General features: G+C 41.9%; 23 protein-coding genes and 1 pseudogene. 19 read left to right on the forward strand and 5 right to left on the reverse strand.

From position 1 onward, the window contains the following. Positions 1-8: 8 nt before the first annotated feature. A complete protein-coding gene (locus tag MFF31_RS12555) occupies positions 9-239 on the reverse strand; it encodes a hypothetical protein (RefSeq protein WP_248565474.1) in 231 nt (76 codons plus the stop codon). A 260-nt stretch (positions 240-499) separates the two neighbouring features. Beyond that, positions 500-964: a GntR family transcriptional regulator gene (locus MFF31_RS12560; protein WP_238188305.1), complete on the reverse strand. Its 465-nt coding sequence runs from the start codon at positions 962-964 to the stop codon at positions 500-502. Positions 965-1,118: 154 nt separating this feature from the next. Between MFF31_RS12560 and MFF31_RS12565 the strand changes: the two genes are divergently transcribed. From MFF31_RS12565 to MFF31_RS12580, 4 genes are all read left to right on the forward strand, one after another. Continuing rightward, positions 1,119-1,775: a carboxylesterase family protein gene (locus MFF31_RS12565; protein WP_238188306.1), complete on the forward strand. Its 657-nt coding sequence runs from the start codon at positions 1,119-1,121 to the stop codon at positions 1,773-1,775. A 248-nt stretch (positions 1,776-2,023) separates the two neighbouring features. Further along, positions 2,024-3,013 carry an ABC transporter substrate-binding protein gene (locus MFF31_RS12570; RefSeq protein ID WP_238188307.1) on the forward strand — a complete coding sequence of 330 codons (990 nt, stop codon included), beginning with the start codon at positions 2,024-2,026 and terminating at the stop codon, positions 3,011-3,013. A gap of 246 nt (positions 3,014-3,259) precedes the next feature. Continuing rightward, on the forward strand, positions 3,260-4,885 hold the full coding sequence (locus tag MFF31_RS12575; RefSeq protein WP_238188308.1) for an AraC family transcriptional regulator: 1,626 nt from the start codon (positions 3,260-3,262) through the stop codon (positions 4,883-4,885). A 370-nt stretch (positions 4,886-5,255) separates the two neighbouring features. Then, the gene (locus tag MFF31_RS12580; RefSeq protein ID WP_238188309.1) at positions 5,256-5,594 is read left to right on the forward strand and encodes a VOC family protein; all 339 of its coding nucleotides are present in this window, start codon (positions 5,256-5,258) and stop codon (positions 5,592-5,594) included. Between the two features lie 80 nt (positions 5,595-5,674). Here the strand turns inward: MFF31_RS12580 and MFF31_RS12585 are convergent, their stop codons facing one another. Beyond that, entirely contained in the window at positions 5,675-5,917 is a 243-nt protein-coding gene (locus tag MFF31_RS12585) for a hypothetical protein (protein WP_282570455.1), read from the reverse strand. A 99-nt stretch (positions 5,918-6,016) separates the two neighbouring features. On the opposite strand from MFF31_RS12585, the pseudogene MFF31_RS12590 reads away from it, so the two are divergent. The 5 genes and pseudogenes from MFF31_RS12590 to MFF31_RS12610 all read left to right on the forward strand — a co-directional run. Next, positions 6,017-6,139: pseudogene (locus MFF31_RS12590) on the forward strand (LuxR C-terminal-related transcriptional regulator); the annotation flags it as partial. A 139-nt stretch (positions 6,140-6,278) separates the two neighbouring features. Next, positions 6,279-8,213, forward strand: a complete 1,935-nt coding sequence (locus MFF31_RS12595) for an ABC transporter substrate-binding protein (protein WP_238188310.1) — start codon at positions 6,279-6,281, stop codon at positions 8,211-8,213. A gap of 241 nt (positions 8,214-8,454) precedes the next feature. After that, positions 8,455-10,119, forward strand: a complete 1,665-nt coding sequence (locus MFF31_RS12600; RefSeq protein ID WP_238188589.1) for an ABC transporter ATP-binding protein — start codon at positions 8,455-8,457, stop codon at positions 10,117-10,119. An 81-nt stretch (positions 10,120-10,200) separates the two neighbouring features. Continuing rightward, entirely contained in the window at positions 10,201-11,205 is a 1,005-nt protein-coding gene (locus MFF31_RS12605) for a FecCD family ABC transporter permease (protein WP_309296671.1), read from the forward strand. Further along, positions 11,206-12,240: a FecCD family ABC transporter permease gene (locus tag MFF31_RS12610; RefSeq protein WP_238188312.1), complete on the forward strand. Its 1,035-nt coding sequence runs from the start codon at positions 11,206-11,208 to the stop codon at positions 12,238-12,240. Between the two features lie 86 nt (positions 12,241-12,326). On the opposite strand, the gene MFF31_RS12615 is transcribed toward MFF31_RS12610, so the two are convergent. Both MFF31_RS12615 and MFF31_RS12620 read right to left on the reverse strand, forming a co-directional pair. Then, positions 12,327-12,650 carry an ATP-binding cassette domain-containing protein gene (locus MFF31_RS12615; RefSeq protein ID WP_248565475.1) on the reverse strand — a complete coding sequence of 108 codons (324 nt, stop codon included), beginning with the start codon at positions 12,648-12,650 and terminating at the stop codon, positions 12,327-12,329. 42 nt (positions 12,651-12,692) lie between these two features. Continuing rightward, entirely contained in the window at positions 12,693-13,877 is a 1,185-nt protein-coding gene (locus MFF31_RS12620; protein WP_238188314.1) for a carboxylate--amine ligase, read from the reverse strand. Between the two features lie 841 nt (positions 13,878-14,718). Between MFF31_RS12620 and MFF31_RS12625 the strand changes: the two genes are divergently transcribed. The 10 genes from MFF31_RS12625 to prpB all read left to right on the forward strand — a co-directional run bounded on the left by MFF31_RS12625 (position 14,719) and on the right by prpB (position 24,474). Continuing rightward, positions 14,719-15,240 (forward strand): PadR family transcriptional regulator, encoded by a 522-nt coding sequence (locus tag MFF31_RS12625; protein WP_238188315.1) that lies wholly within the window; start codon positions 14,719-14,721, stop codon positions 15,238-15,240. 83 nt (positions 15,241-15,323) lie between these two features. After that, positions 15,324-16,028, forward strand: coding sequence for an ABC transporter ATP-binding protein (locus tag MFF31_RS12630; RefSeq protein WP_238188316.1), 705 nt, complete (start codon positions 15,324-15,326; stop codon positions 16,026-16,028). A 29-nt stretch (positions 16,029-16,057) separates the two neighbouring features. Further along, a complete protein-coding gene (locus MFF31_RS12635) occupies positions 16,058-16,840 on the forward strand; it encodes an ABC transporter permease (protein WP_238188317.1) in 783 nt (260 codons plus the stop codon). A 271-nt stretch (positions 16,841-17,111) separates the two neighbouring features. After that, positions 17,112-17,516: a ribosomal maturation YjgA family protein gene (locus tag MFF31_RS12640; protein ID WP_238188318.1), complete on the forward strand. Its 405-nt coding sequence runs from the start codon at positions 17,112-17,114 to the stop codon at positions 17,514-17,516. 169 nt (positions 17,517-17,685) lie between these two features. Further along, complete coding sequence (locus MFF31_RS12645) at positions 17,686-18,873, forward strand: acetyl-CoA C-acetyltransferase (protein WP_238188319.1); 1,188 nt, start codon at positions 17,686-17,688, stop codon at positions 18,871-18,873. 22 nt (positions 18,874-18,895) lie between these two features. Beyond that, the gene (locus MFF31_RS12650) at positions 18,896-19,747 is read left to right on the forward strand and encodes a 3-hydroxybutyryl-CoA dehydrogenase (RefSeq protein WP_238188320.1); all 852 of its coding nucleotides are present in this window, start codon (positions 18,896-18,898) and stop codon (positions 19,745-19,747) included. A 23-nt stretch (positions 19,748-19,770) separates the two neighbouring features. Further along, positions 19,771-20,916, forward strand: a complete 1,146-nt coding sequence (locus tag MFF31_RS12655; protein ID WP_238188321.1) for an acyl-CoA dehydrogenase — start codon at positions 19,771-19,773, stop codon at positions 20,914-20,916. A gap of 26 nt (positions 20,917-20,942) precedes the next feature. Continuing rightward, entirely contained in the window at positions 20,943-22,109 is a 1,167-nt protein-coding gene (gene mmgD / locus MFF31_RS12660) for a citrate synthase (RefSeq protein ID WP_238188322.1), read from the forward strand. Further along, positions 22,084-23,499 (forward strand): bifunctional 2-methylcitrate dehydratase/aconitate hydratase, encoded by a 1,416-nt coding sequence (locus MFF31_RS12665; protein ID WP_238188323.1) that lies wholly within the window; start codon positions 22,084-22,086, stop codon positions 23,497-23,499. Before mmgD ends, MFF31_RS12665 begins: the two co-directional genes overlap by 26 nt. A 72-nt stretch (positions 23,500-23,571) precedes the next feature. After that, positions 23,572-24,474 carry a methylisocitrate lyase gene (prpB, locus tag MFF31_RS12670; protein ID WP_238188324.1) on the forward strand — a complete coding sequence of 301 codons (903 nt, stop codon included), beginning with the start codon at positions 23,572-23,574 and terminating at the stop codon, positions 24,472-24,474. Positions 24,475-24,624: the final 150 nt, after the last annotated feature.

The following is a 24,624-nucleotide window of genomic DNA, read 5'->3' on the forward strand; positions in this document are numbered from 1 at the left end:
AGGTAAGTTTAAACCAATTGGACTAGCGATTTATATTTTTTGCGGTAAATCATTCGCATTCGTCGTATATGAGGATACCCATGTCCGCGCTCTATGAACAATTGCATTGCCCACTGATCAATTCGGGAAGGGGTGGATGAAATGAGTTCTATGGCTTGAAGATTGCCTAACAATTTAGTTGGAAGAACCATGTAATTCATACGCAATGCAGGTGTAAAAACCTTCGAGAACGTCCCCATATAAATAACTGAGCCATGTTGATCTAATCCCTGAAGTGAAGGAATAGTTCTACCCGCGTAACGAAATTCTCCGTCATAGTCATCTTCAATAATGTATGCATCGTTTGCTTTTGCCCAAGATAACAGTTGCTGTCTAGTTGAATAAGGTAGTGGGCTTCCAGGAGGACGATGAGAGGGTGGGAGTCACTTCAAAGCCATGCTCACGAGCAATATCCCGAATTTGAGCAACTCCAGCTTCTTCGACAGCAATTGTAGAAGTATTATTTAGAATCCCCATATTGATGGATAGAGCATAGGTGCTGATTAAGCGCCTCATTCCAGACTGATTTCCAAGTGCGAGCAGGGAATGAATGTTTATCAACCGTTAATAGACTAAAGTCGATCAGGGTATCATTATCGATGGAATGGGTAAAATTGTGTTCATTCTCAATCTCACCCTTGCTAGTAGTGACAACTTCTATATGAGGAATAAGTGGTAATATTTGATCGGAAAAAGCAACGAATAGCCCTGATCGTGGCTTGCTGACAACAATACCTTCCTCAAGGAGCATCTGATAGGTGGTTTCTATCGTCGTTTTGCTTACGTTTAATTGTTCACAAAGTGAGCGAATCGAAGGCAACTTCATTCCTGCCTTAATTGTGCCATTCAGAATAAACCTACGAATCTGCACATAAAGTGCCTTATATAAAGGGTCCTGTTCATTTCCTGTAAAAATAATGTCCATAAGTTCGTCATCCCTATCTGACCTTTAAAATAAATCCATAACTGGTACTTTATTAGAGGTTAGCGTAAGTATAAACTAGGATGAAAGCTATTATCAACATCTTCCGATTGTTGTTGAATCAGTATTTGAAATTAATAGGTGAGGTGCTTATACAATGCCGACTATAAACCAAAAATCCAGAAAAGTAGACTCTCAGCATACAAATCTAGGTTATCAATTGTTTACACCAATTGATTACGAAGTGAAAAGTGAGCAAAGATGGCCGCTGATCTTATTTCTTCATGGATTGCACAGGCGGGGAGAGGATCTCAGCATGTTGGACGGCTATGGGGTGATTCCAATTGCAGAGGTCTCTGAGCATTTTCCTTTTCTTGTAGTTACACCTCAATGTCCTGAAGAGTCGAGATGGACTGAGCAGCATGATGCTCTGCTACCATTGCTTGATCATATTATAACAAATTATCGTGTGGACCCAGAGAGTATCTATCTGACAGGATTCAGTATGGGAGGGAATGGGACATGGGATTTAGCTGCCTATTATCCTGAGAGATTTGCAGCTATAGCACCAGTAAGTGGATGGTATCAGCCAGAGCTAGCCGCAAAGTTAAAGGATATTCCTATATGGACTTTTCATGGATCTGATGATGATATTATTCCAATTGCATGTATGGATGAGATGGTTGCAGCTTTGCAGGAAGTGAATGGGGATATAAGAAGCACGACTTTCCCAGCGTTAAAACACAATATTATAAATGAAACGTATAGCAATCCAGCGTTCTATGAGTGGCTGCTGCAATATAAACGAAAGTGATAATTGCTATATTGTTCGTAACAAAGGTCGGAGAAATCACTGATTACAGTGACTCCGATCTTTTTGTATATAATGATGGTTCATTCTTCCTGCAATGATCGGTATCCGAACTGCCCAGTGCCATTTGTACAAAACTTTTCAACGTTATTTTTTTGTCCATTGTATGATCGATAAAAATTGTTTACGATACTAAATGATAATGATAAACATTATCAATAAAATCGTTTATGATGAAGGGGAGAAATAGAATGGTACAAGCAAAAAGGATAAGTTTAATGCTCACAGTCATCGCGCTAACAGGGGCATTGTTAGCAGCTTGTGGCAAGGAAGCGAATAACAAAGCGGTGGAAGTAGCGCCAGCGAGCGAAGTTGTGGAAGCTACAGCTTCACCAGAACCAAAGAAAGAGGAGTCAGCAACTAAAATGTACAAGGATTGGAGCGGTCATGAAGTAGCTATACCGACTAATCCAAAACGAGTTATTTTCCATGGTGAAGTAACTGGTGATTTATTAGCGCTAGGCGTAACACCTGTAGGTAACAATAAATCTACGGGTACTGTATATGACGATCTATTAGCATCGACCGAGGATGTTGGATTCCCAATCAGCATGGAAAAGTCGCTTGCGCTGCAACCTGACTTGATCATTTTCTCAAATAGTGATGCTGCTATTTATGAGAAACTTATTAAAATTGCGCCAACGGTTACCTATGATTCCTTCGCATTACTAGATGATCGAATGAAAGCTCTGGGAGAGATCTTAGGTAAACAAGAAGAGGCTAAAACATGGCTTCAAAGCTATCATGAGGATCGAGATGCGATGTGGGCTGAGTTGCGTAAAAATGTAATAAAAGAAAATGAGACGGCTACAGTCTTCACGATGTATCCTGGAAATCGATTGTTTGTTATGGCGGGGGCAGGTTTGCCGCAATTCTTGTATGAAGAGGGCGGTTTCAAGCCAGTTGATCAAGTGAAGAAGCTGATTGAAGAAGGTACGGGCTTCCTAGAAATATCTACGGAGTCAATTGCGGATTACGCTGGCGATCGTATATTTATACTAAATCCCGTTGATGCTGGTGCAGCAGGAGAAAGCGATACGCTTATGAAGAGTGATATTGTAAGCAGTATTCCAGCAGTGAAGAACAATTATATGTATAAGTTTGATATTTTGAAGGCAAGTGGAGATGCTCTATCTAGAAGATGGATGCTTGAAGAGCTGCCAAAAGCATTAAACAAATAATTTAGTAACGGCTGCTGGACATCCCACTTAGAGCAGTTGAGCAAAGCTGATACCGAGATGTAATAGGTATCAGCTTTTTGCTTTGCACTCAATCGTTTAATTCCCTAAGCTATTTGAAGTATCAAGAGACTAAGAAGAAAGAAGCTATTCGACGAAAGTTGATAAGCTTCTTTTTTTCTACTATAATCATTTAATTGAGAGTCGTTATCAATTGGACATTCGAAAAAGTGAGGAGATACGTCAATTATGAGAGTTGCAGACATACAAGCACTGTCACTACATACGTTATCCTTTCACTTGCAACACATCGAGCAAATATCTTGTATTGCGGAGAGTTTCCCTGACGGGAAAGTGATAAGCAGTTATACGTTGCTTGTATGCTGTGATGGAACGGGCAAGCTCTATAGAGAAGATGAAGTGCTGTTATTTGCTAGATTCAGTGCTTTTTTGTTGCCGCCTAAAACAAGCTATCAGCTCAAAAGCAGCAATGATAGACCAGTTACTTACTATAAAATTTCTTTCATCATTACGCATATAAATGAATCGGGTATGCCTATCCTTTTTCAGGAGGAACTATTCCCAAGCTTAAGCGAGCTAAAGGTGTACCCTGCTTCTCAATTAACAGATTGGATGGAAGAGATCTACATGGGCGGGAGTAAGCAAGCAGGGCTAGCCTTTTTAGATCAAAACTTATTGTTTTTAAGGCTGATTCATTTTATTTTGCAGCATCATGTTCGACCGGGTGGGGAAGGGAATTCGATTGCTGCTGTAGAAAAAACGATTCGTTATTTGCAGGAGCATTATTGTGACAAAATTACGGTTAGCCAGCTTGAGCAACTGTCAGGAGTACCTAATGGACAATATTCAGCGATATTCAAGGAACTGACAGGTAAGAGACCGCTGGATTATTTGACTGAGCTACGAATAAAATATTCACAAAATCTGTTGCTTGAAACCGATAAGTCACTTCGTGAAATTGCGAAGCGGGTTGGCTTTACGGATGAGTATTACTTTAATCGTAAGTTTCGTCAAACGACAGGCGTTCCACCGCGGCAGTATGCGGAAGAGATGAAGGGACGTATTTTGTTAAGGGATTGGGCGGGAAATGAAGTGATGAGCCATTCATGGCCCCCTCGAATTATTTTCTATGGTGAAACGGTAGAGGATTTGCTAGTGCTTGGTATTGAGCCTGTAGGCGGCGGAATATGTCTTGGTGAACGGCAGTTTAATATCGAGTCTGCACAGCTGTTAAAGCCGGACTTAATTATTTTGGATAACGAGAGTAAGGAGGACTATGAACGATTTTCGCATATTGCTCCTACGCTAACGTACAACTCATTCGCTCCATTGGAAGAACGGCTATCCACATTAGGGATATGGTTTGGCAAAGAAAAGGAAGCAAAGAAATGGATAGAGATAAACAATCAACGTAAAGTAAAGATGTGGCAGGAACTGAGTCCTGTCATTAGTGAGGGCGAGACGGCAACTGTGTTTATTCATCATCGGGGCAAACGATTGTTTGTAATGGGCACTATCGGGCTAACTTCTGTGCTCTATCATCCGAAAGGATTTGAGCCAGTAAATACTGTTAAGGAAATGCTGAATGCCAACATACCATATAAAGAAATTACGTTAGATGAACTGCAAAGTTATGCAGGTGATCGTGTGTTTATGCTTGTTCCTAGTAGTCCTCAGTCCAGAGAAGCACTAGAGGAAACACTCAGAAGTACTCAATGGAAGGCACTTGCTGCTGTGAAGCAAAATCGCACTTATTTAATTGATGAATTAACGTGGAACCGCTGCGATGCCAATACACATAGGAAAGTGGTAGACAAGCTTTCAGAGTTGCTCTTGTTAGGGATTAATGATTGAGTATGTCTGCTGCTGTACGATCAATAATTAGCGCAGCAGCAGTTTGGATGTTCCGAATCTAACAAGAGGAGAAATGTCTTCGATTTGTTTGAAGCGTCGATTGAAGTAAAACTCGTCATAATTAAAACGATTATTCTTTCGTACAAAATAGGGAGTAGTGGTATTACCTGACTCTGAATTAAAAATGAATGAAGGCGAATCTAGCCCGGTTTTTGTCTTGTCCTTATTAAAAAAGATTAAAGCTCTGTGACGGATGTTCTCATATGCAGAGGAATGAAACGTCATAAAGTTTAGCACTTGCATGAATTTGATATGATCAGGAAGTAAGTGATTTGCAGGAGTGAATAACGAAGAAGAGGGAGTGAATGAGATGAAGATTAACCATATCAATCTTACGGTTACCGATGTGATTGCAACGAAAGAGTTTTTGGGGAAATATTTTGGATTACAAACAAGTGAAGAAAACAGTGAAACTTTCGATGTTTTGTTCGATGATGATGGATCAGTGCTCACCTTGATGAAAGGGAAAGATGTAATGTATCCGAAAACCTTTCATATAGGATTTATTCAGGAGAGTGAGGAGAAGGTGAACGAGATTAATAAGCGCTTAAAGGATGACGGATATGATGTAAAGCCACCAAAAAGGCTGCACGGTTGGACTTTTTATGTTGAAGCTCCAGGTGGATTTACGGTCGAGGTACTGGCTTGAGGTAAATACGTTTAATAGTCATTTCCTTAGTTACAATAAACAACCTCTCTCCGATACCTCGGAGAGAGGTTGTTTTACAACTATTGTTGTGCTTGTTCTAGCGCACGTTTTGCATACATTTCTTTGACACTGTAGTGAGTCAAGATACAGAATACGATACAACATACCGCACCTGACAAGAGGAATACAAATCCACCCTGCCAACCAAAAGCATCAGATACAAGACCTACACCAAGCCGACCAAGAGTCGCACCAAAGATATAACTCATGAAACCTCTTAGACCAACTGCGGAGCCAACTGCAAACGAAGGGACGATTTCCATCGTTTGTACGGAAGCAAGGAATTGCGGAACATAGATAAAGCAACCAATAGCTGCTGCAAATATAGTAGTCCATAGTACGGAATCACTTAGCCAGTAACTTTAAGCATTAAGACGGTAGATACCCACAAAACCAGACTCATGAACAAACTAAATATGACCCAAAAAAGCGAGCTAGTAGAGTTTGCTTTGAGACATAAGCTGCTAGAAGAAAATTCTTTCTGATGGGAAGTGTTTTCAAAATTACCATTGATAATCGTTATCATTTCATGTAAATTGGAGTTAATAGCTTTTTATTTTAATACAATGACATTTCTAATGAACGATGAATGAGCTAAGCCAAGTAAGTGGGGAGTGTACAGAGATGAGGCTAAGTGATCACGTCGCTTTATGGAATCGTACATTGATCAATGTGATGGACATCCGGCATATTATAGTAGTTGAAGGAGAGGAGCTGCGAGGATATACGTTGCCAAGCAGCTTCTATTTATTTGCGATTCGAGGGAATGCTCTTCTTTCATTGGATGGGATCAAGCATCAAACAGAGCAGTTCTATATTCTTCACGGAGGGAAAGGAACCAGCCTAGATATTCAAGCGGAAACGACATTCGAGTATTATCTGATTCTCTACAAGGCCGTTATATCACTTCCCTGTAGAGCAGAGATGCAACAAATGCTAGATAGAAGCTTTCCTTTTCAGCTTCAATATGGAATGGTTCCGCAGTTGCCTTTGAATATGATGATGAAAGTGCAAGAAATGGAGACTTGTTGGCAAATAGGGGGGGAGCTTCAGCGGCTTCGAGTCAAGGCGCTATTTTATCAGTGTGTTCAAGAACTCTTTAGTCAGCTTCATAAAGATGGCATTGTGATGACCAGGGCGTCCTATGTATCCCAAGCTGCACGATTTATAGAAGAGCATTATGCCAAACCAATAACGTTAGATATGTTAGCAGATATGTTGGATTGCAGCGTAGGACATTTGGTCAAGCTGTTCAAACGGGAGATGGGTTGCAGCCCAATTCAATACGTTAATCAAGTTCGAACCACTGAAGCAAAGAAATTATTGTTGAAATCAGAGGCATCGTTGGAGGAGATTTCTTTATTCGTTGGATATGGCGATAAATATTATTTCAGTCGAAGCTTTAAGAAACATACAGGGATATCTCCGATTCAGTATCGGTTCAAGCAACGGCAGTCTGGTTTAAGCGCAAATTATCCAACGGACAGGAGCATAATGTCCATTGGCAATAGGGATTCAAAGCTCTATATTGGTAGTGATAATCATTATCATAACGAATATAGAGGAGAGTTAACAATGTTTAGAAGTACTAAAGCGTTTGCTACCATCATGATTAGTTTGGTTTTATTATTAAGTGCTTGTTCAAGTAATGTGCCATCGAAAGGGAATGGTACAGGCGGAAATCAAGCTGCAATAGAACAGACAGCGAGGGCGAATACTGGGGGGACGGAATCGAGCAACACGTTCCGTACAGTATCCACAATAAATGGTGATATTAAAATACCAGATAAGCCAGAACGTATTGTTGTCGATTTATATTTGGGTAGCTTTATTGCATTAGATGTAAAGCCGATTGGCACACCAAGTTTGAATCTAAAAAATCCTTATTATACGAATGATCTAAATGGAGTAGAAAATATCGGTGATTATGAAAATATTTCATTAGAGAAGATTGTTGAACTTGGGCCAGACCTAATCGTTACAGGTAATGAAGCGGCTTATGAGTCATTCAGCAAGATCGCTCCAACTGTAGTTGTTCCATTCGGTCAGCTTAAGACCGTTCATGAAGAAGTTAATTACTTTGGTAAATTACTTGGTAAGGATAAAGAAGCAGCTGCTTGGCTTACTGATTATGACAATCGTATAGCGATAGCACGTGAGAAAGTAAACAAAGTTATTCCACAAGAAGCAACGTTTTCAATTATGCAGGATTGGGGTAAGACGGTAGGTGTGTTTGGAGACAATTTCGGACGCGGAGGACAAGCTATTTATCGGGCATTGGAGAGAAAGCCGCCTGCCGCTCATGCAAAAGAAATTATGGAAATTCAGTCTGTAGAAGTATCGATGGAGTTATTGAAGGAGTATGCGGGTGATTATATTATTTTCACATCCAAAGAACTTACATTAGAAGATTTGAAGACTGACACAATTTGGTCAACTTTGGATGCAGTGGAAAATGATCGAGTTTTTATTTGGAAAGGTGAAAAATCGTGGTATTTTGATCCGATTGCAACGTTGTCACAAACCGAAGAACTTGCGGAGTGGCTAGCAGGCAAGTAGCTCTGAATAGGCTCGCTTTGTTTGTAAAGGATAACAAAGTGGAATTTCAGTAGTGTTTGGGAGTGGTATGTGCAGGAATGTACAAAGAAAATATCACAAATATCCATTGTCAGATGGTGTAAACTACCGTACAATTTGATATTGATTATCAATTTCAAATAAAGCGAGTAGAGAAGGAGTGTAGTAGTCATTGTTAGTTCGGCGTTTTTTTTCCTATTATCAACCATATAAAAGCTTGTTCATGCTTGACTTTGGCTGTGCGGTACTTGCAGGTTTGCTGGAGCTTGCATTTCCGCTTGTCGTAAATAAGTTTATTGATGATCTGTTGCCAAAAGGTGAATGGATGATTATCGTATGGGCTTCGATCGGTTTAGTAGCATTGTATGCAGTTAATACTGTGCTGCTCTATATCGTTAACTATTGGGGCCATACGCTAGGCATCAATATTGAAACAGATATGCGGAAGAGGCTTTTCGAGCATATTCAGAAGCTTTCTTTCCGATTTTTTGATAACACAAAAACGGGCCATCTAATGAGCCGATTGACTAATGATATGATGCAGATTGGTGAGATGGCTCATCATGGACCAGAGGATCTGTTTATTGCGGTCATGACATTAGTTGGTTCTTTCGTCCTCATGTTATTAATAAATTGGAAGCTTGCTGTTCTTACGTTTATTGTCGTGCCAGTAATCATTTGGCTTGTTGTTTACTTTAACGGGAAGATGACCAAAGCTATTCACCAGCTGTTTACGGACATTGGTGATTTCAATGCGAGAGTAGAAGACAATGTCGGCGGAATTCGTGTTGTCCAAGCATTTGCGAATGAAGAGCATGAGAAAAAGCAATTTGCCGTTAATAACAGCAGATTCCGATTCACAAAGCTAGTCTCTTATAAATTGATTGCACTAAATGGTTCTATCAGTTACATGATGATGCGTTTCGTTACGATGTTCGTTATGGTATGCGGTACTTGGTTCGTTATCCAAGGTGAGCTGACTAATGGCGAGTTTATAGGCTTCCTTCTTCTAACGAATGTGTTTTTTAAACCTATCGAAAAGATTAACGCTATTATTGAAAGTTATCCGCAAGGTTTCGCTGGTTTCAAACGTTATATCGATCTATTGGATACAGATCCTGACGTAGCGGACACTCCGAATGCCGTAGATATGAATGAGTTGAAGAGAGAAATATCCTTCAACAATGTATCTTTTGGCTATGAAAAAGAGTCAGAAGTATTAAAGGATATTAGTCTTGTCGTTCGAAAAGGTGAGACAGTAGCTTTCGTTGGTCCATCTGGGGCAGGCAAGACAACATTGTGCAGTTTGCTGCCACGTTTCTATGAAGTGGAGTCTGGATCAATCACGATTGACGGCATGGATATTCGCGATATAAAGCTTAGTTCTTTGCGAAGTCAGATTGGTATTGTTCAGCAAGATGTATTCCTCTTTTCAGGCTCTATTCGTGAAAATATACTTTACGGCAAGCTGGGTGCTTCGGAGGCTGAAGTTTGGGAAGCAGCTAGGCGAGCTCGCTTGGAGCAATTTATTCGTGAGCAGCCGGAAGGATTGGATACGATTATCGGAGAACGAGGAGTTAAATTGTCTGGTGGACAAAAGCAGCGCCTATCGATAGCTAGAATGTTCTTGAAGAACCCGCCAATTCTAATATTGGATGAGGCAACATCGGCACTTGATACAGAGACAGAGGCAATTATTCAGCAATCGCTTGCCGAGTTATCGGAAGGTCGTACTACACTTGTTATTGCTCACCGACTTGCGACGATCAAAAATGCAGATCGTATCGTTGTAGTCACTGAAAATGGTGTAGATGAACAGGGACGACATGAAGAACTCATTCAAAGAAATGGTATTTATAGCAGACTTCATCACGCTCAATTCGGATAAGTCAGATTAAACTGTATAGGAGACATTATGGCACTAACAAATCTACCTCGTGCATCGAATGTTCCGGCTCCGGAGGGGGCCATGATCAAGAGTCGGCCATTGGCAGCTACTATAATTATGCTTGGAGGCATAATAGCTCTAGTATTCGGAATTGGACTTGCTGTCTCCTTCGGGGCAGCTGATATTCCGTTTGCAGTCGTATGGGACGCCATCTTTAACTTTAATCCTGAAATTAACGAACATCAAATTATTCAAGAATCCAGACTGCCGCGTGTGCTTGCTGGCGCTATGGTTGGCGCTTGTTTTGCAGTTTCAGGAGCAATTATGCAAGGGATGACGCGTAATCCACTTGCTGATTCCGGCTTACTCGGACTTAATGCCGGTTCTGGCTTTGTTATTGCGCTCTGTTTTGCTTTTTTTCCAGGCATGCCGTATATGTATCTCATCATGTATTCTTTTTTGGGAGCGGGTCTTGGTGCGGGAATTGTTTATGGCATTGGAGCATTAGCCAAAGGCGGTTTAACTCCAGTAAGACTCGTATTAGCTGGTGCTGCTCTTAGTGCATTGCTTAGTGCACTTAGCGAAGGGATTGCCCTGTACTTTCGTATCGGACAGAATCTAGCGTTTTGGTACGCTGGGGGAGTAGCTGGAACGAAGTGGATTCAATTGAAAGTGATGTTCCCTTGGATCGTTGTAGCTATTATAGCTGCAATCATTTTATCACGTTCTATTACGATGCTAAGTCTAGGCGACGACATCGCACGTGGATTAGGTCAACGAACGAATCTAGTTAAACTAGCGTGTACGATTGTTGTTCTAGTTCTTGCTGGTTCAGCTGTTTCAGTAGCAGGGGCTGTTGGTTTCGTAGGGCTGATCGTTCCCCATCTTACTCGCAAGTTGGTTGGTGTCGATTATCGTTGGATTATTCCATGCTCAGCTATTCTTGGAAGTTTGCTTGTCGTGTTTGCGGACCTTGGTGCTAGGATGGTTAATCCGCCGGCAGAAACACCAGTCGGTGCTATCATTGCCTTAATAGGTGTTCCGTTCTTCCTTTATTTAGCCCGCAAGGAACGGAGGGAACTGTAGATGTCATTCGTAACAGCAGAGCAGATTGAACAGAAACGACGTAAAAAGGGTAATGTCGTTCTTGCCATTTTTGTATTTCTAATCATTGCTGGATTTCTTGTTAGTATGAGTACTGGATTTTCTAAACTTTCACCAGTAGATATTTTCTGGACCATTGTCGGTAAAGGAACTCCTAATCAAGAGTTGATATTGTTTGAATTCCGCTTGCCGAGGATCGTGTTGTCTGTATTAATTGGTGCTGGACTAGCGGTATCCGGCTGTATTATGCAAGCAATATCACGGAATGCGCTCGCTGATCCGGGTATTCTTGGTATAAACGCTGGAGCAGGCATTATGGTTATGTTATTCTTTTCCTTCTTCCCGTCTAATATGGCGGCACCATTGTTTATGTTGCCCATTCTAGCATTTGTTGGAGCAGGATTAACAGCAACGCTTATATTCGTGCTTGCTTACAAGCGACATGAAGGACTATCGCCTACAAGATTGCTACTGACAGGAATAGCGATCGCAGCTGGTATAAGTGCTGCGATGATCGTATTAACACTGAAACTGAGTCCAGAGAAATATGACTTTGTAGCAACTTGGCTTGCAGGGAGCATATGGGGTACAAATTGGAAGTTTGTATTAACATTGCTGCCATGGATTTTAGTACTAATTCCGTATGTCATGATGAAATCGAAAACGATTAATGTGTTGAACTTAGGAGATGTTACAGCGAGAGGGCTCGGTGTACATATTTCTAGGGAGCAGATGAAATTACTGGCAGCAGCTGTAGCGCTATCTGCGGCGAGCGTCGCAGTAAGTGGTGGAATCGGTTTCGTTGGTTTGATTGCACCACATCTTGCTAGACGATTGATAGGGCCGAAGCATGAAATTTTGTTACCGGTATCTGCATTAGTGGGTGGTTTGCTTGTTATGGTCGCTGATACAATTGGAAGATGGATCTTACAACCATCGGAAATTCCAACAGGTATCGTCGTAGCCGTTATTGGAGCACCATACTTCCTATATTTATTAGCACGTTCTCGCACATAGGTCATCGTAAAAACTATTAAAGGAATTAAAAATAGGGCTCACCTTTTTTATAAAGGAGCCCTATTTTTTTAGGTTAGAACGTGCAGTTACATGTTGGTTGTACATAATTTGTAATAAAGATTTTCTTGTTGCATCAACTCTTCATGCGTGCCGGATTCAATAATCTTTCCATTGTCCAAAACAACAATGCGACTGGCTAGGTTAGCTAGTTCTATTTTATGCGTAACGATAAGGGCGGTTTTTCCCTTTAAAAAGGCAAGTAAGTTTTGCATTACCGCTTGTTCGGTTTGATGATCGAGAGAAGAAGTAGGCTCATCAAAAATATACAGATCTGATTGTCTCAAGAAAACTCTCGACAAGGAAAGTTGTTGTCGTTGTCCCCCCGAAAAATTCGAACCGCTTTCATCCACATGAAAAAGACCGTTCAGTATAAACGATCTTTGACTTGTCTGTTATCTCCGTATTAGCTTCCGTATTACTTTCTTAAATAGTAGAGCCAAAAAATAGAGGGCAGGTAGAGGATCTTTGATGCTCCAAACAGCAGGAGCTTTCTTCATAAAATGTGATTTGACGATTTCAAGGATGGTTAGTTGTTTCGTTCTTACGTAATTACGTGATGAGATAAGATCCTCGAACAGAAAGCAGAATGCGATGTTGAGATTTTGTCTCACAACATGGGTTCCGATAGCCTTTCCTGTTAGCTCGTTATAGGCGAGAAGGGGAAAGTTAATTCCGCATTTTTGCAGAAGAGGGTCGAGAGTAGTTGTACGGGCGTTTATTTCTAGAAAGTAGTACTTGCCAGAAAGGGCATCCTTTTTAAACTCGATTTCCCCAAATCCTTTGTAACCAATAGCTTCGAGAAATGGTGCGCCAATGTGATGGAGTTCCTCTACATATTTTTGCTTTGTGAAGGAGGATGCACCAAAGTTAATCGGAAACTGTCGCAGCTTTTGGCAGGTCATCCAATGGGTAACTAGGGAGGATTGATCCAAGTAAGCATCATATGTGTACACATGGTCATCAGCGCCAGGAATGATTCGTTGCACGATGACTTCAAGGTTTGCTTGTTGCGCCTTTGCTATTGCGGCATAAACTTCGTCTATCGTATGGCATGTAAATATTTTTGCTCTGAAGATAGTGACGAATGTTGGAGAGTCCGTTGGTTTGACGATACAAGGAAACCCGATTTCTGCTGTTACTCGTTCCTCAAAGCGTTCGTCTGTAGGACTAATAGACTCGGGAACTAATACGTTGTGTTTTGTTGCAAGGGTATGAAGAATTTCTTTATCCATAATCCCGCTCCAAAATCCTTGTACGGACATATTGATTTGATAGTGTTGTTTCAGCTCGTCCAGATAACAATCAATAAACTCAACATATGGATCTACACTTGGAAAGAGAACGGGCTTTGCATCTTGTTTCTTAGCATAGTCAATTAAAAATTGCAGCAGCTCTTCCTTTTGCCTTTTGTAGTGTGGAACAATAATTTGTTCGTTTAAATATTTGGATTTGGCACCGTATGTACCATCGGTGGAATAGTCCATAGCAACTGTATATATGCCATTGGAGCCGAGACCTCTAATAATGCTTAAACCTGTATAGAAGTTTGAACCGAGAATAACAGCTTTGCTTAGCATGAAACAACACTCGCTTCCTGGATGATGGAAGATCAGTTAACGGTTGAGTTGAACCGATCTCACTGATCTCATGTAGATGGGCTAGATATGTTTCAATACTACAATTGGTGGTAAATGATGTCAAATATGGTACATCGTTCGATTTTTTTTCTAATCCGCAGTTCTCTTGGAGATAGTGTTTGGAATTGTCTTGATGGGATATCAAGTGTCAAGAGAGAAAAAATTGGGTTACTACATGTTTAGTAAGCTGGATAGTTCTACTATCGAAGGGACTATGAACAGACAGCTGATGTTTAGTGAATTGGAGCTGATCCCAGAGAGTGGGAGTGTGGGGTAAGTGAGCAAGTAGTAAAGCACTTAGATGAAATGAGAGTAGGTTGCGTAGGGAGCGGACAAATTTCCGCCCCTGCTTTGTAGTGTGTGTTTCATGAATGTCAAAATCTAACGAATTCTAATATGCTTATCGTGCCGAAAATCACTTGTTTTGAATTTTAACGAGCCCAGATGAAGCTATATCTTAAGATATAGCTTCATCTAGGTTGTGGTTTTCCGAATAGCGATTCTGGAGTTCGTTAAAATTCGAAAACGTTACATTTTGATCAATTAAGAGTTACTGAGTTTGTTAGCTGTTAAACAGTGATCGTTACTGGCTGTCAGGACAGCGACTGTAATCGCAAGTAAATTAGGGTAGTTAGCGATGTAAGCAATATGAATAGTAATTCAGTTACAAATATTTTTTGATACAGTTATTGACATGGTTATTTATGTATGATAATCTTTATTTAAGAAATAAACAACGTTGGATATACACCATTGAATGTTTTGGATTGGAGGTTAACATATGGCTAATCTTATTATTTTGGCATTACTTCGCAGCAGGCCGATGCACGGCTATGAGATGCAGCAATTTATTCAGTTAACTCGAATGGATGAGTGGGCTAATCTGTTATCAGGATCAATTTATTATGCTTTGAACAAAATGGAACAAGATGGTTTAGTCCGAACTGAGGCAGAGGAACGTACAGGAGCTCGTCTTAGGAAAATTTATGGTATTACAGATAAGGGCGAGGAGCAATTCCGAGAGCTCGTACGGAAATCGTTGACATTGACACCTCACTCCGTTAAGTCTGACTTTGCACTAAGTCTTAATTGGATCGAGGCTATTCCAAAAGAGGATGCACTCGAGCTACTGTATCAAAATTTGCAACAAGTTGAATCTACGTTAGAGATGTGGCGTCAAGGTAAGGAAATAAAAGCTGAATACGGTCTTACTCCAATCGTTGCTGCTTCATTCGATAATGCAATTGCTATACTTGAACAAGATATTAGCTTTATGAAGAAGGTAATAAGTTTATTGCAATAATAATCGCCGATTACGGTCGGCGAACTTATTTGCTCAAATATCCAAGGTTGGATATACTACATTGGCTAAAGGGGTGCAAGGGGATGAAAACAATGATTCAAGCTAGTGGTTTGGTGAAGAAATATGGTAATCGCACAGTTGTTAATGGATTAGACCTAACAATTGAAAAAGGAGAGGTACTTGCTATTATAGGGCCGAATGGTGCAGGGAAATCAACTACACTAGATTTGCTTTTAAGCTTGAAGAAGTTAGATAAAGGTTCTATCAGCTACTGGTGTAAGGACCCTGCGCAACATATTGGTGTACAGCTGCAATCGACACCTTTTTTTCCAGGATTCACGGCGCTTGAGAATATGCGAATGTTCGCTGCTTTCTATGGTCTGCGTCCATCGAACTCAGAACTCTATACGTTACTAGATCGCTGTAGTATAAGCGAAGCAGCTAAGACTGATGCCACTCGGTTGTCAGGTGGACAACAGAAGCGGCTCTCAATTGCAATGATGCTGATGCACAATCCGCAACTTATCTTTTTAGATGAACCAACTGCTGCACTCGATCCGAGAGCACGCCGAGAAGTTCGCAACTTAATTCAAGAGTTAGCGGAGTCTGGAACGACTGTAGTCTTCATGTCCCACGATATGGAGGAAGTGCACAAGCTCGCTACTCGTATTGTGATGATTTGTGAAGGTCGTATCGAGGCAACTGGCACCCCCGAACAATTATTGCAAAGGTATAACACAGAAAGTTTAGAAGAGCTTTATATTCAATTAACTGATAGTAACAGATAAATTCAAAATTATACTAGGAGGAATAAATAATGTTAATTATAATTCGTACGATGTTGGCAGGAATCTTTCGTGATGTTCATTCGTTGGTTTGGAATATTATATTTCCGATTGGGATGTTGGTAGGGCTCGGGTTATATTTCAATAATCCCGTCTATTCCGAGCAACTTCTTGCAGGCGTGTTGACCACTAATGTATTGTTTGGTTCGACGATGGTTACTGCCTTCTATGTGATGTCTCATCGAAACCGCGGTATTTATAAGCTGCTTCGTGTTACGCCATTCTCAACTATAGCTTTTATTGGTTCTATAACAGCTGCCCGCACGATACTTGTTTTACTTGTAAGCAGCATCGTCATTGTTATAAGTGTTCTAGTATTAAAAGTTACGCTAAGTGCGATTGGATTGTTGTTGATGCTCAGTATACTACTGATAGGTACAATATGCTTTACCGCAATTGGATTCATCGCAGCGAATTTTTCCAAGGACGAGAGCAATGTCAACATGATTTCGAACGTGATAAGTTTCCCAATGTTATTTACTAGCGAAGCGTTCTATAGTCTGAAAAGCGCACCAAAATGGATAGAGATTTTAGGGAGTTTGTTACCGTTCAGCTACTTCGTGGAAGCTATGACTGCTGCGGTTCAGAAGCAAGTAATTTTAGCAGATGTACTGATACCTCTTGCCATACTAACAGGATTCACTATCATTTGCGTAATCATATCGGCAGTCACTTTCCGTTGGGATACAGAGGGGTCAGCTTTAAGTCGCATTAAATCGTTCCTACCGAAGAAACGGAATACGGAATCATTATAAATAATAGAAAGATGGCGAAACAGGTATTGAACCTGAACCGCCATCTTTTCGTTTGCTGCTTATTTTGTTTCAACCGTTTTATTCTATTAACAAGAGCCAATAATTATCCAGACGTCATTAGGGCGGCTTTTTAGATCAGGGCACTCATTTTTTAAAAATATAATAATACGTAGTTTTCCAAAGTTGTTCGCAAAGAGGATTATATGATCTAATAGGGAAGTATTCTATTCATTATATTGTGAATGAAGTGTTTGCTTAGAGAGGAGGATAAATGATTACAAGGGCGAGAATATTCTATGTTGTTGCAATTATTATAATGATCGTTGCAGGTCTTTGTACGAGACTTTGGGCGGACAATCTGCCCCAATTCGTAGCGATGCACTTTGGCGATGCTTTATGGGCCGGAATGATTTATTTTGGAATGCGAGTTATAGGAATCAGTAAGAAGTTAGGTTGGGCAATGATGGCAAGTACACTATTTTGTTTAGTAATAGAGCTTAGTCAGTTATATCAAGGTGAGTGGATCAATAGCGTTAGAGATACAGTGATAGGCGGGTTAGTGTTAGGTCATGGTTTTTTGATGGTGGATCTAGTGAGGTATGGTGCAGGAATTTTGATGGTTTATCTGATTGATCGATATTTGCTTCAACATATGTTCAAGATCGAAAAGGAGTAAGTTGCTTCAACACATGCACAAAATCGAAAAGGAGTGAGTAGCTTCGTAGCGACTTGCTCCTTTTTGTTTTGTCGTTTTGATTGATTTTAATCGTTAATTCGGAATCATTAATGAACCCTAATCTGGTGCATAGGATAGAGTATGACTGATTTACCGGGAGAGGGTGCGATTGACTACACGAAGTGTCATTATTAGCGCAACGCGAACGCCATTCGGGAAATTCGGGGGAGCTTTAAAAGGAGTAAGCGCAGTCGAATTAGGCGGAATAGCAGTACGAGAAGCAGTGATGCGTGCAGATATACAGGGAGAAACAATTGATGAGGTCCTATTAGGAATGGTACTGCAATCAGGTAGTGGTCAGCTACCATCAAGGCAAGCAGCAAGATATGCTGGTCTACCTTGGGATGTGACGAGTGAGACTATCAATAAAGTATGTGCATCGGGATTACGTGCCGTGACGATAGCTGATGGAATTATTCGCGCTGGAGATGGAAACATTGTCGTAGCGGGAGGCATGGAAAGTATGAGCAATGTGCCTCATGCTTTGCGGGGGATGCGATGGGGGAGACGGATGGGAAATGAAGTCGTGTTGGACCTTATGCAACATGATGGCTTGACCTGCTCATTCGGTAATGTACAAATGGCCCAATATGGCAGTAAATCTGCTAAGGAATATAGGATATCGAGAGCTGATCAAGACAAATGGGCTTTGCGCAGCCATCTGAGAGCGGTGCATGCTTTGGACAAAGGCAGTTGGGATGAAGAAGTGGTACCCGTGCGAATCTTAGGAAGCAATGGGGTTGAAGTCGTCGTCACAGTTGATGAAGCTCCCCGTAAGGATGCGAATATGGAAGCGCTGACGAAGCTAACTCCTTTATTCGCTAAGGACGGTACGATAACGGCTGGCAATGCACCTGGTGTAAATGATGGTGCAGGAGCCTTTGTCTTAATGTCAGAGGAAAAGGCAAAAGAGTTAGGCAAAGTACCGCTAGCTACAATATTAGGGCATGCCGAGGTTGGGCTTGCGGCGCAGCATATCGCAACGGCATCCGGTTTTGCTATTCAGAAGCTGCTATCCAAAACAGGTTATTCTGTGCAGGACATCACTTTATTTGAAATTAATGAAGCCTTCGCATCTGTTGTTCTAATTAGCAGTCAAATTGTAGGCTTAGATCCAGAACGAGTTAATGTAAACGGCGGTGCTATTGCATTAGGCCATCCAATCGGAGCTAGCGGAGCACGTATTGTTATGACGCTCATTTATGAGCTTCGCCGCCGTGGAGGGGGACTCGGTATCGCGGCTATTTGCAGCGGAGCTGCTCAAGGGGATGCGATATTGGTTAGTGTTGATGGGTAATTTGGAATAAGGGAGGATAGGAATGACTATTCACAAGCTTATGGTCGTAGGAGCAGGGCAGATGGGATGTGGTATCGTTCAATCGAGTGCAGCTTCAGGTCTGCAAGTTATTCTCTATGATATTACTCCCGCTAGAGTCCAACAGGGGATAGCGAATATTAACGAAAATGTGCTTCGCGATGTTGTAAAAGGACGACGAAGTAAGGAAGAGGGTGAAGAAATCGTTGGTCGTATTAGTTCTTGCTACAATCTTGAAGACGGTGTGGGTGTAGATATCGTCATCGAGGCGATTAGTGAGAATGGGCAGCTTAAAGAGGATTTATTCAGCAAGCTTGATTCCATATGTGCACCCAATACGATTCTGGCTAGCAATACATCATCGTTGTCCATTACCAGACTTGCTGCTGCAACGAAACGTCCACATAAAGTTATAGGTATGCACTTTATGAATCCAGTTCCGCGTATGCCATTAGTTGAGATTATCCGGGGGCTTGCAACGTCGGATGAAACGTATACATCGGTTAGTGAATTATCACGTCAGCTGGGTAAAACACCGATTGAATCTGGTGATTATCCAGGCTTTGTCTCTAATCGGGTGTTAATGCCGATGATTAATGAAGCTATTTTTTGCGTATATGAGGGTGTTGCTACTCCACAGTCTGTTGATCAAATGATGAAGTTAGGTATGAACCATCCAATGGGACCACTTGCACTGGCCGACTTTATAGGTCTGGATACTTCTCTTGCGATTATGGAAGTTCTCCAGCAAGGCTTCGGCGATTCGAAGTATCGCCCTTGTCCATTGCTTCGGCAATATGTTCATGCTGGCTGGCTTGGAAGAAAGTCAGGACGTGGCTTTTACATCTACGAATAACAGACAGAGGATGTGATTGCGAAATGATTTTGCAATTCACGAGTGAACAAGAAGCGCTGCGACGAATGGTTCGAGATTTTGCGAAGCGGGAGATTTCACCATGTATTCCGACAATGGAGGAAAAGGATGAATTTCCATTAACAGTTGTCAGAAAGATGGGCGAGCTTGGACTGATGGGTATTGCAGTACCAGAGGAGTGGGGCGGAGTTGGTGCTGATTTCATATCGAATATTATTGCGATCCATGAAATTTCAAAAATAAGTGCGGCTGTCGGCGTCATTTTATCGGTGCACACTTCAGTAGGTACTAGACCTATTCTAGGCTCCGGGAACGAGGTGCAGAAGAAGAAGTATGTACCTAAGCTTGCATCCGGTGAGTTTATTGGTGCATTTGCCTTAACGGAACCAAGTGCTGGTTCAGATTCTGCAAAAATACGGATGTCCGCAGTTAGAAAGGGCGATCGGTATGTACTTAACGGAACAAAGACATTCATAACAAACGGGGGTTATGCAGATACATTCATCGTATTCGCAGTGACAGATCAATCACAGGGAAACAGTGGGGTGACGGCTTTTATTGTCGAGAAGGGGACTATCGGTCTTACGGTGGGGAAGGGGGAGAAGAAACTTGGTCTACATGGCTCCAGTACAACAGCGTTGATCTTTGAGGATGTGGAAGTTCCAGAGGGGCAGCTCCTTGGTCGTGAAGGAGAAGGATTTAAGATTGCATTAAACAATTTGGATGCTGGGCGTATCGGCATTGCTGCTCAAGCTCTCGGAATCGCGGAGGCTGCCTTAACTTGTTCTCTTGATTATGCAAAGAAAAGATATCAATTTGGGAAGCCGATTGCAGAACATCAGGCAATTTCCTTTAAGCTAGCTAATATGGCAACCAGAATTGAGGCCGCCAAGTTGCTCGTTTACCAAGCGGCAGCCTTAAGAAGTAAAGGGATTCGCTGCGGCAAAGAAGCAGCAATGGCAAAGTTATTTTGCTCAGATACAGCAATGGAAGCTGCGGTTGAGGCAGTCCAAATCTATGGCGGATACGGGTATATGAGGGATTATCCAGTAGAGAGGTTATTCCGCGATGCAAAAGTGACACAAATCTATGAAGGAACGAATGAGATTCAGCGTATCGTTATTTCGAAGCATTTGCTTAAAGATAATTGATATGGGTGGAAAGGGTGTATGGGGCTATGTCGGATACAAGCTATGTGCCGGGGCTTGAGAACATTATCGCAAGTGAAACGTCGATTTCTTATTTGGATGTTGAGAAGGAAGAGATTGTATTACGCGGTTATGACTTAATGGAGCTTGCCGAGCAAGTGTCGTATGTAGATATTGTCCATTTGTTGCTGTTAGGAAAGCTGCCTAACTTCGATGAACGTAGTGCACTCGAAGGGGAATTGGTAGCCCAGTATGCTCTCCCGTCCAACATCTATGCCATTATCGGTATGCTGCCTAAAGATGCGAACATGATGGATGTGCTAAGAACCGGCATCTCTGCTCTTGCCAGCTTTGACATTGAACTGGAAGATCGCACGAAAGAAGTGAACGATCGTAAAGCAATCCGATTGCTTGCGAAAGTTCCGCAGATTGTCGCCAACGGCTATCGTGTCGTTAATGGAATGCCGATTGTTGAGCCACGTAATGATCTGTCTTATACAGCAAACTTTCTGTACATGATTACTGGAAATGTGCCAAGCAAACTGGAGGAGAAGTTATTTGATCAATCGCTCATCGTATACAGCGAGCATGAAATGCCAAACTCAACGTTTGCTGCACGCGTGATCGCATCAACCTTATCCGATATGTATGGTGCTTTAACAGGTGGTGTAGCTTCTTTAAAAGGAACACTTCACGGCGGGGCAAATGAAGCGGTTATGAACTTGCTGTTGGAGGCGGGCTCGGAAGCAGGCGTGGAAGCGAGCTTTATGAGCAAATTAGCGAATAAGGAGAGGATAATGGGTTTTGGTCATCGTGTCTATATGAGAAAGGCGGATCCGCGTGCACTGCTTATGAAAGAAGCGTTGTCTACTTTATCCGATCAAAGAGGTCAACATAAATTGTTTAAGATGTGCGTCCTAGGAGAAGAAATTGTGCGCAGGGAAAAGAACTTATATCCGAATTTAGATTATTACGCTGCCCCTGTTTATCATTTGTTAGGCATTCCAATTCCGTTATTTACTCCTGTGTTTCTAGCAGCAAGAACGGTTGGCATATGTGCGCATGTCATCGAACAGCATGAGAACAATCGGCTGTTCAGACCACGTGTACGCTACAATGGACCAAGAAATCTGCATTCGAAACGACTTTTGGAGCAGGGAGGAGAAGCGGATGAAGACGGATCAATTGTTAAGTGATATAGCCGACTACGTGCTCCATTATAAAGTGGAAAGTACGGAGGCTGAACGAATCGCACAATACGTCTTAATGGACTCTATAGGCACAGCAATCTTGTCGCTGCGCTTTCCAGATTGTGCGAAACACATAGGTCCAGTTGTACCAGGTGCTTATTTGCCCGGCGGAGCCCGTGTGCCTGGTACGAGATTTGAGCTTGAGCCGATACATGCGGCTTTCAATATCGGTTGTATGATCCGTTGGCTTGATTATAACGATACATGGTTGGCAGCGGAATGGGGACATCCCTCAGACAACTTGGGAGCTATTTTGGCTGTAGCAGATTATATAAGTAGAAGGCGTGTGAGTGAAGGGGAAAGGTCCCTGAAGATGAAGGATGTACTAACTGCGGCCATAAAAGCACATGAAATACAAGGAGTGCTTGCCCTGGGTAATGCTTTCAACCGAGTAGGACTTGATCATGTTCTTTTGGTCAAAATAGCTTCAACAGCGGTTGTAACTGCCATGTTAGGCGGAACGAAAGAGGAAATTATGAATGCACTCTCCAATGCATGGCTGGACGGAGGAAGTCTCAGAACTTATCGTCATGCACCCAATACTGGTTCGAGGAAATCTTGGGCTGCTGGCGATGCGACTAGCCGTGCCGTTCGTCATGCATTAATGGCTTTGAACGGTGAGATGGGTTATGCGAGCCCGCTTACTTCGGAGAAGTGGGGGTTTCAGGACGTTCTATTCAATGGTCAAAACATTACGTTAGGACGCCCCCTTGGAACGTATGTGATGGAAAACGTACTCCTAAAAATTTCATTTCCTGCTGAATTCCATGCGCAGACGGCAGTGGAATGTGCATTCGAGCTTCACAATTCAGTAAAACATCGATTAGAAGACATCAGTAAAATTACATTATCAACGCATGAATCAGCCATCCGAATTATCGATAAAAGAGGGCCTCTTCATAATCCTGCGGATAGAGATCATTGTCTACAATATATGGTTGCAGCAGCGCTTATCTACGGGAAGCTGACCGCAGAACATTATGAGGATGAGACGGCTAATGATCCTCGGATCGATGCGCTAAGGCAACGAATGATCGTTGTCCATGATGAACGATATACTTCTGATTATCTCGATGCGGAGAAACGTTCGATTGCGAATGCCGTTCAAATTCATTTCTCCGATGGGACTGTATCAGAAAAAATTGAGTGTGAATATCCAATTGGCCATCGAAGAAGGCGTGAAGAAGGGCTGCCGAAAGTGATAGAAAAGTGTGAAGCAAGCCTACTTACAAAGTATACGAGGAAAAAGACAGCCGATATTATAAGGCAAACATTCGACTATGAGCATCTAAGTAAAATGGACGTTACAGGATTTATGGCGATGTTGATCGTTTAATTGATGTAATCCGCAAAAGGAAGTAGCGATGCTAATTACGCATTGTAATTCAAAGTTGCTCAGGAGGTACGTATGGTATGGTTAGTTGAAAACGAGCCTGAACAGAGCCAGCTTGCGGAACGATTCCGTGAGCTTGTCACGAATGGACCCATTTTGAAAATTCCCGGTGCACATGAAGGTATGGCGGCAAGGATCGCAAAGCAATGCAAATTTGAAGCACTTTATTTGTCCGGGGCAGCATATACAGCAAGTCGAGGGCTGCCAGATTTAGGACTTATTTATTCAAATGAGGTGGCAGAGCGGGCTCGTGAACTTGTACGATCATCGGGCTTGCCCTTACTTGTTGACATTGATACTGGTTTCGGCGGCATTCTTAATGTTGCTCGCACAGCTAAGGAAATGGTCGAGGCAAAAGTAGCCGCTGTACAGATTGAAGACCAAGAGATGCCGAAGAAATGTGGACATTTGAATGGGAAGAAGCTAATACCGATAGAAGAAATGGTTCAAAAAATACGTACAATTAAAGCCGTTAGTCCAACTTTATTTGTAGTTGCTCGCACAGATGCTCGAAGCATTGAAGGGATGGAGGGAGCAATTCATAGAGCTCGCCATTATGTTGCTGCAGGGGCAGACGCTATATTTCCAGAAGCGCTCGAAAGGGAGGAAGAGTTTGAGGAATTTAGCGACTCTATATCCTGTCCGCTTCTTGCGAATATGACCGAATTCGGTAAGACACCATATTATTCTGCCGAGCAATTCGAGCGTTGGGGCTTCCGAATAGTTATTTATCCTGTAACTTCCTTACGGGTAGCTGCTAAGGCCTACGAGAAGGTGTTTGCAGAAATCTATACTTCTGGCACTCAGATAGCTTCAATAACGGAGATGCAAACGAGAAAAGAACTGTATCATACGATTCGATATGACGATTACGAAGCTTTGGATGACCAGATTGCAAAGACCGTCTTGCCAGAATAGGTAGGGCAAATAGCATTAGATGAGTCGGATTCATACAAAAGAAGATATAAAGAACCCAACTGGATTATTGAAAGTCTATAACAGAAAGCAACAGCGAGCTTAGAGTGACAGGGCGTTAAGCCCTTATTCACATGTTAGCTTGCTGTTGCT

Origin of the sequence: Paenibacillus sp. L3-i20 (genome assembly GCF_022180385.2) — a bacterium.
Classification (GTDB): domain Bacteria; phylum Bacillota; class Bacilli; order Paenibacillales; family Paenibacillaceae; genus Pristimantibacillus.

Bases quoted from the DNA above. Each gene is read 5' to 3' on its own strand.
- MFF31_RS12555 (WP_248565474.1), bottom strand. From the start codon at position 239: ATGGGGACGTTCTCGAAGGTTTTTACACCTGCATTGCGTATGAATTAC.
- MFF31_RS12560 (WP_238188305.1), bottom strand. From the start codon at position 964: ATGGACATTATTTTTACAGGAAATGAACAGGACCCTTTATATAAGGCA.
- MFF31_RS12565 (WP_238188306.1), top strand. From the start codon at position 1,119: ATGCCGACTATAAACCAAAAATCCAGAAAAGTAGACTCTCAGCATACA.
- MFF31_RS12570 (WP_238188307.1), top strand. From the start codon at position 2,024: ATGGTACAAGCAAAAAGGATAAGTTTAATGCTCACAGTCATCGCGCTA.
- MFF31_RS12575 (WP_238188308.1), top strand. From the start codon at position 3,260: ATGAGAGTTGCAGACATACAAGCACTGTCACTACATACGTTATCCTTT.
- MFF31_RS12580 (WP_238188309.1), top strand. From the start codon at position 5,256: ATGAAGATTAACCATATCAATCTTACGGTTACCGATGTGATTGCAACG.
- MFF31_RS12585 (WP_282570455.1), bottom strand. From the start codon at position 5,917: ATGGAAATCGTCCCTTCGTTTGCAGTTGGCTCCGCAGTTGGTCTAAGA.
- MFF31_RS12595 (WP_238188310.1), top strand. From the start codon at position 6,279: ATGAGGCTAAGTGATCACGTCGCTTTATGGAATCGTACATTGATCAAT.
- MFF31_RS12600 (WP_238188589.1), top strand. From the start codon at position 8,455: ATGCTTGACTTTGGCTGTGCGGTACTTGCAGGTTTGCTGGAGCTTGCA.
- MFF31_RS12605 (WP_309296671.1), top strand. From the start codon at position 10,201: ATGATCAAGAGTCGGCCATTGGCAGCTACTATAATTATGCTTGGAGGC.
- MFF31_RS12610 (WP_238188312.1), top strand. From the start codon at position 11,206: ATGTCATTCGTAACAGCAGAGCAGATTGAACAGAAACGACGTAAAAAG.
- MFF31_RS12620 (WP_238188314.1), bottom strand. From the start codon at position 13,877: ATGCTAAGCAAAGCTGTTATTCTCGGTTCAAACTTCTATACAGGTTTA.
- MFF31_RS12625 (WP_238188315.1), top strand. From the start codon at position 14,719: ATGGCTAATCTTATTATTTTGGCATTACTTCGCAGCAGGCCGATGCAC.
- MFF31_RS12630 (WP_238188316.1), top strand. From the start codon at position 15,324: ATGAAAACAATGATTCAAGCTAGTGGTTTGGTGAAGAAATATGGTAAT.
- MFF31_RS12635 (WP_238188317.1), top strand. From the start codon at position 16,058: ATGTTAATTATAATTCGTACGATGTTGGCAGGAATCTTTCGTGATGTT.
- MFF31_RS12640 (WP_238188318.1), top strand. From the start codon at position 17,112: ATGATTACAAGGGCGAGAATATTCTATGTTGTTGCAATTATTATAATG.
- MFF31_RS12650 (WP_238188320.1), top strand. From the start codon at position 18,896: ATGACTATTCACAAGCTTATGGTCGTAGGAGCAGGGCAGATGGGATGT.
- MFF31_RS12655 (WP_238188321.1), top strand. From the start codon at position 19,771: ATGATTTTGCAATTCACGAGTGAACAAGAAGCGCTGCGACGAATGGTT.
- mmgD (WP_238188322.1), top strand. From the start codon at position 20,943: ATGTCGGATACAAGCTATGTGCCGGGGCTTGAGAACATTATCGCAAGT.
- MFF31_RS12665 (WP_238188323.1), top strand. From the start codon at position 22,084: ATGAAGACGGATCAATTGTTAAGTGATATAGCCGACTACGTGCTCCAT.
- prpB (WP_238188324.1), top strand. From the start codon at position 23,572: ATGGTATGGTTAGTTGAAAACGAGCCTGAACAGAGCCAGCTTGCGGAA.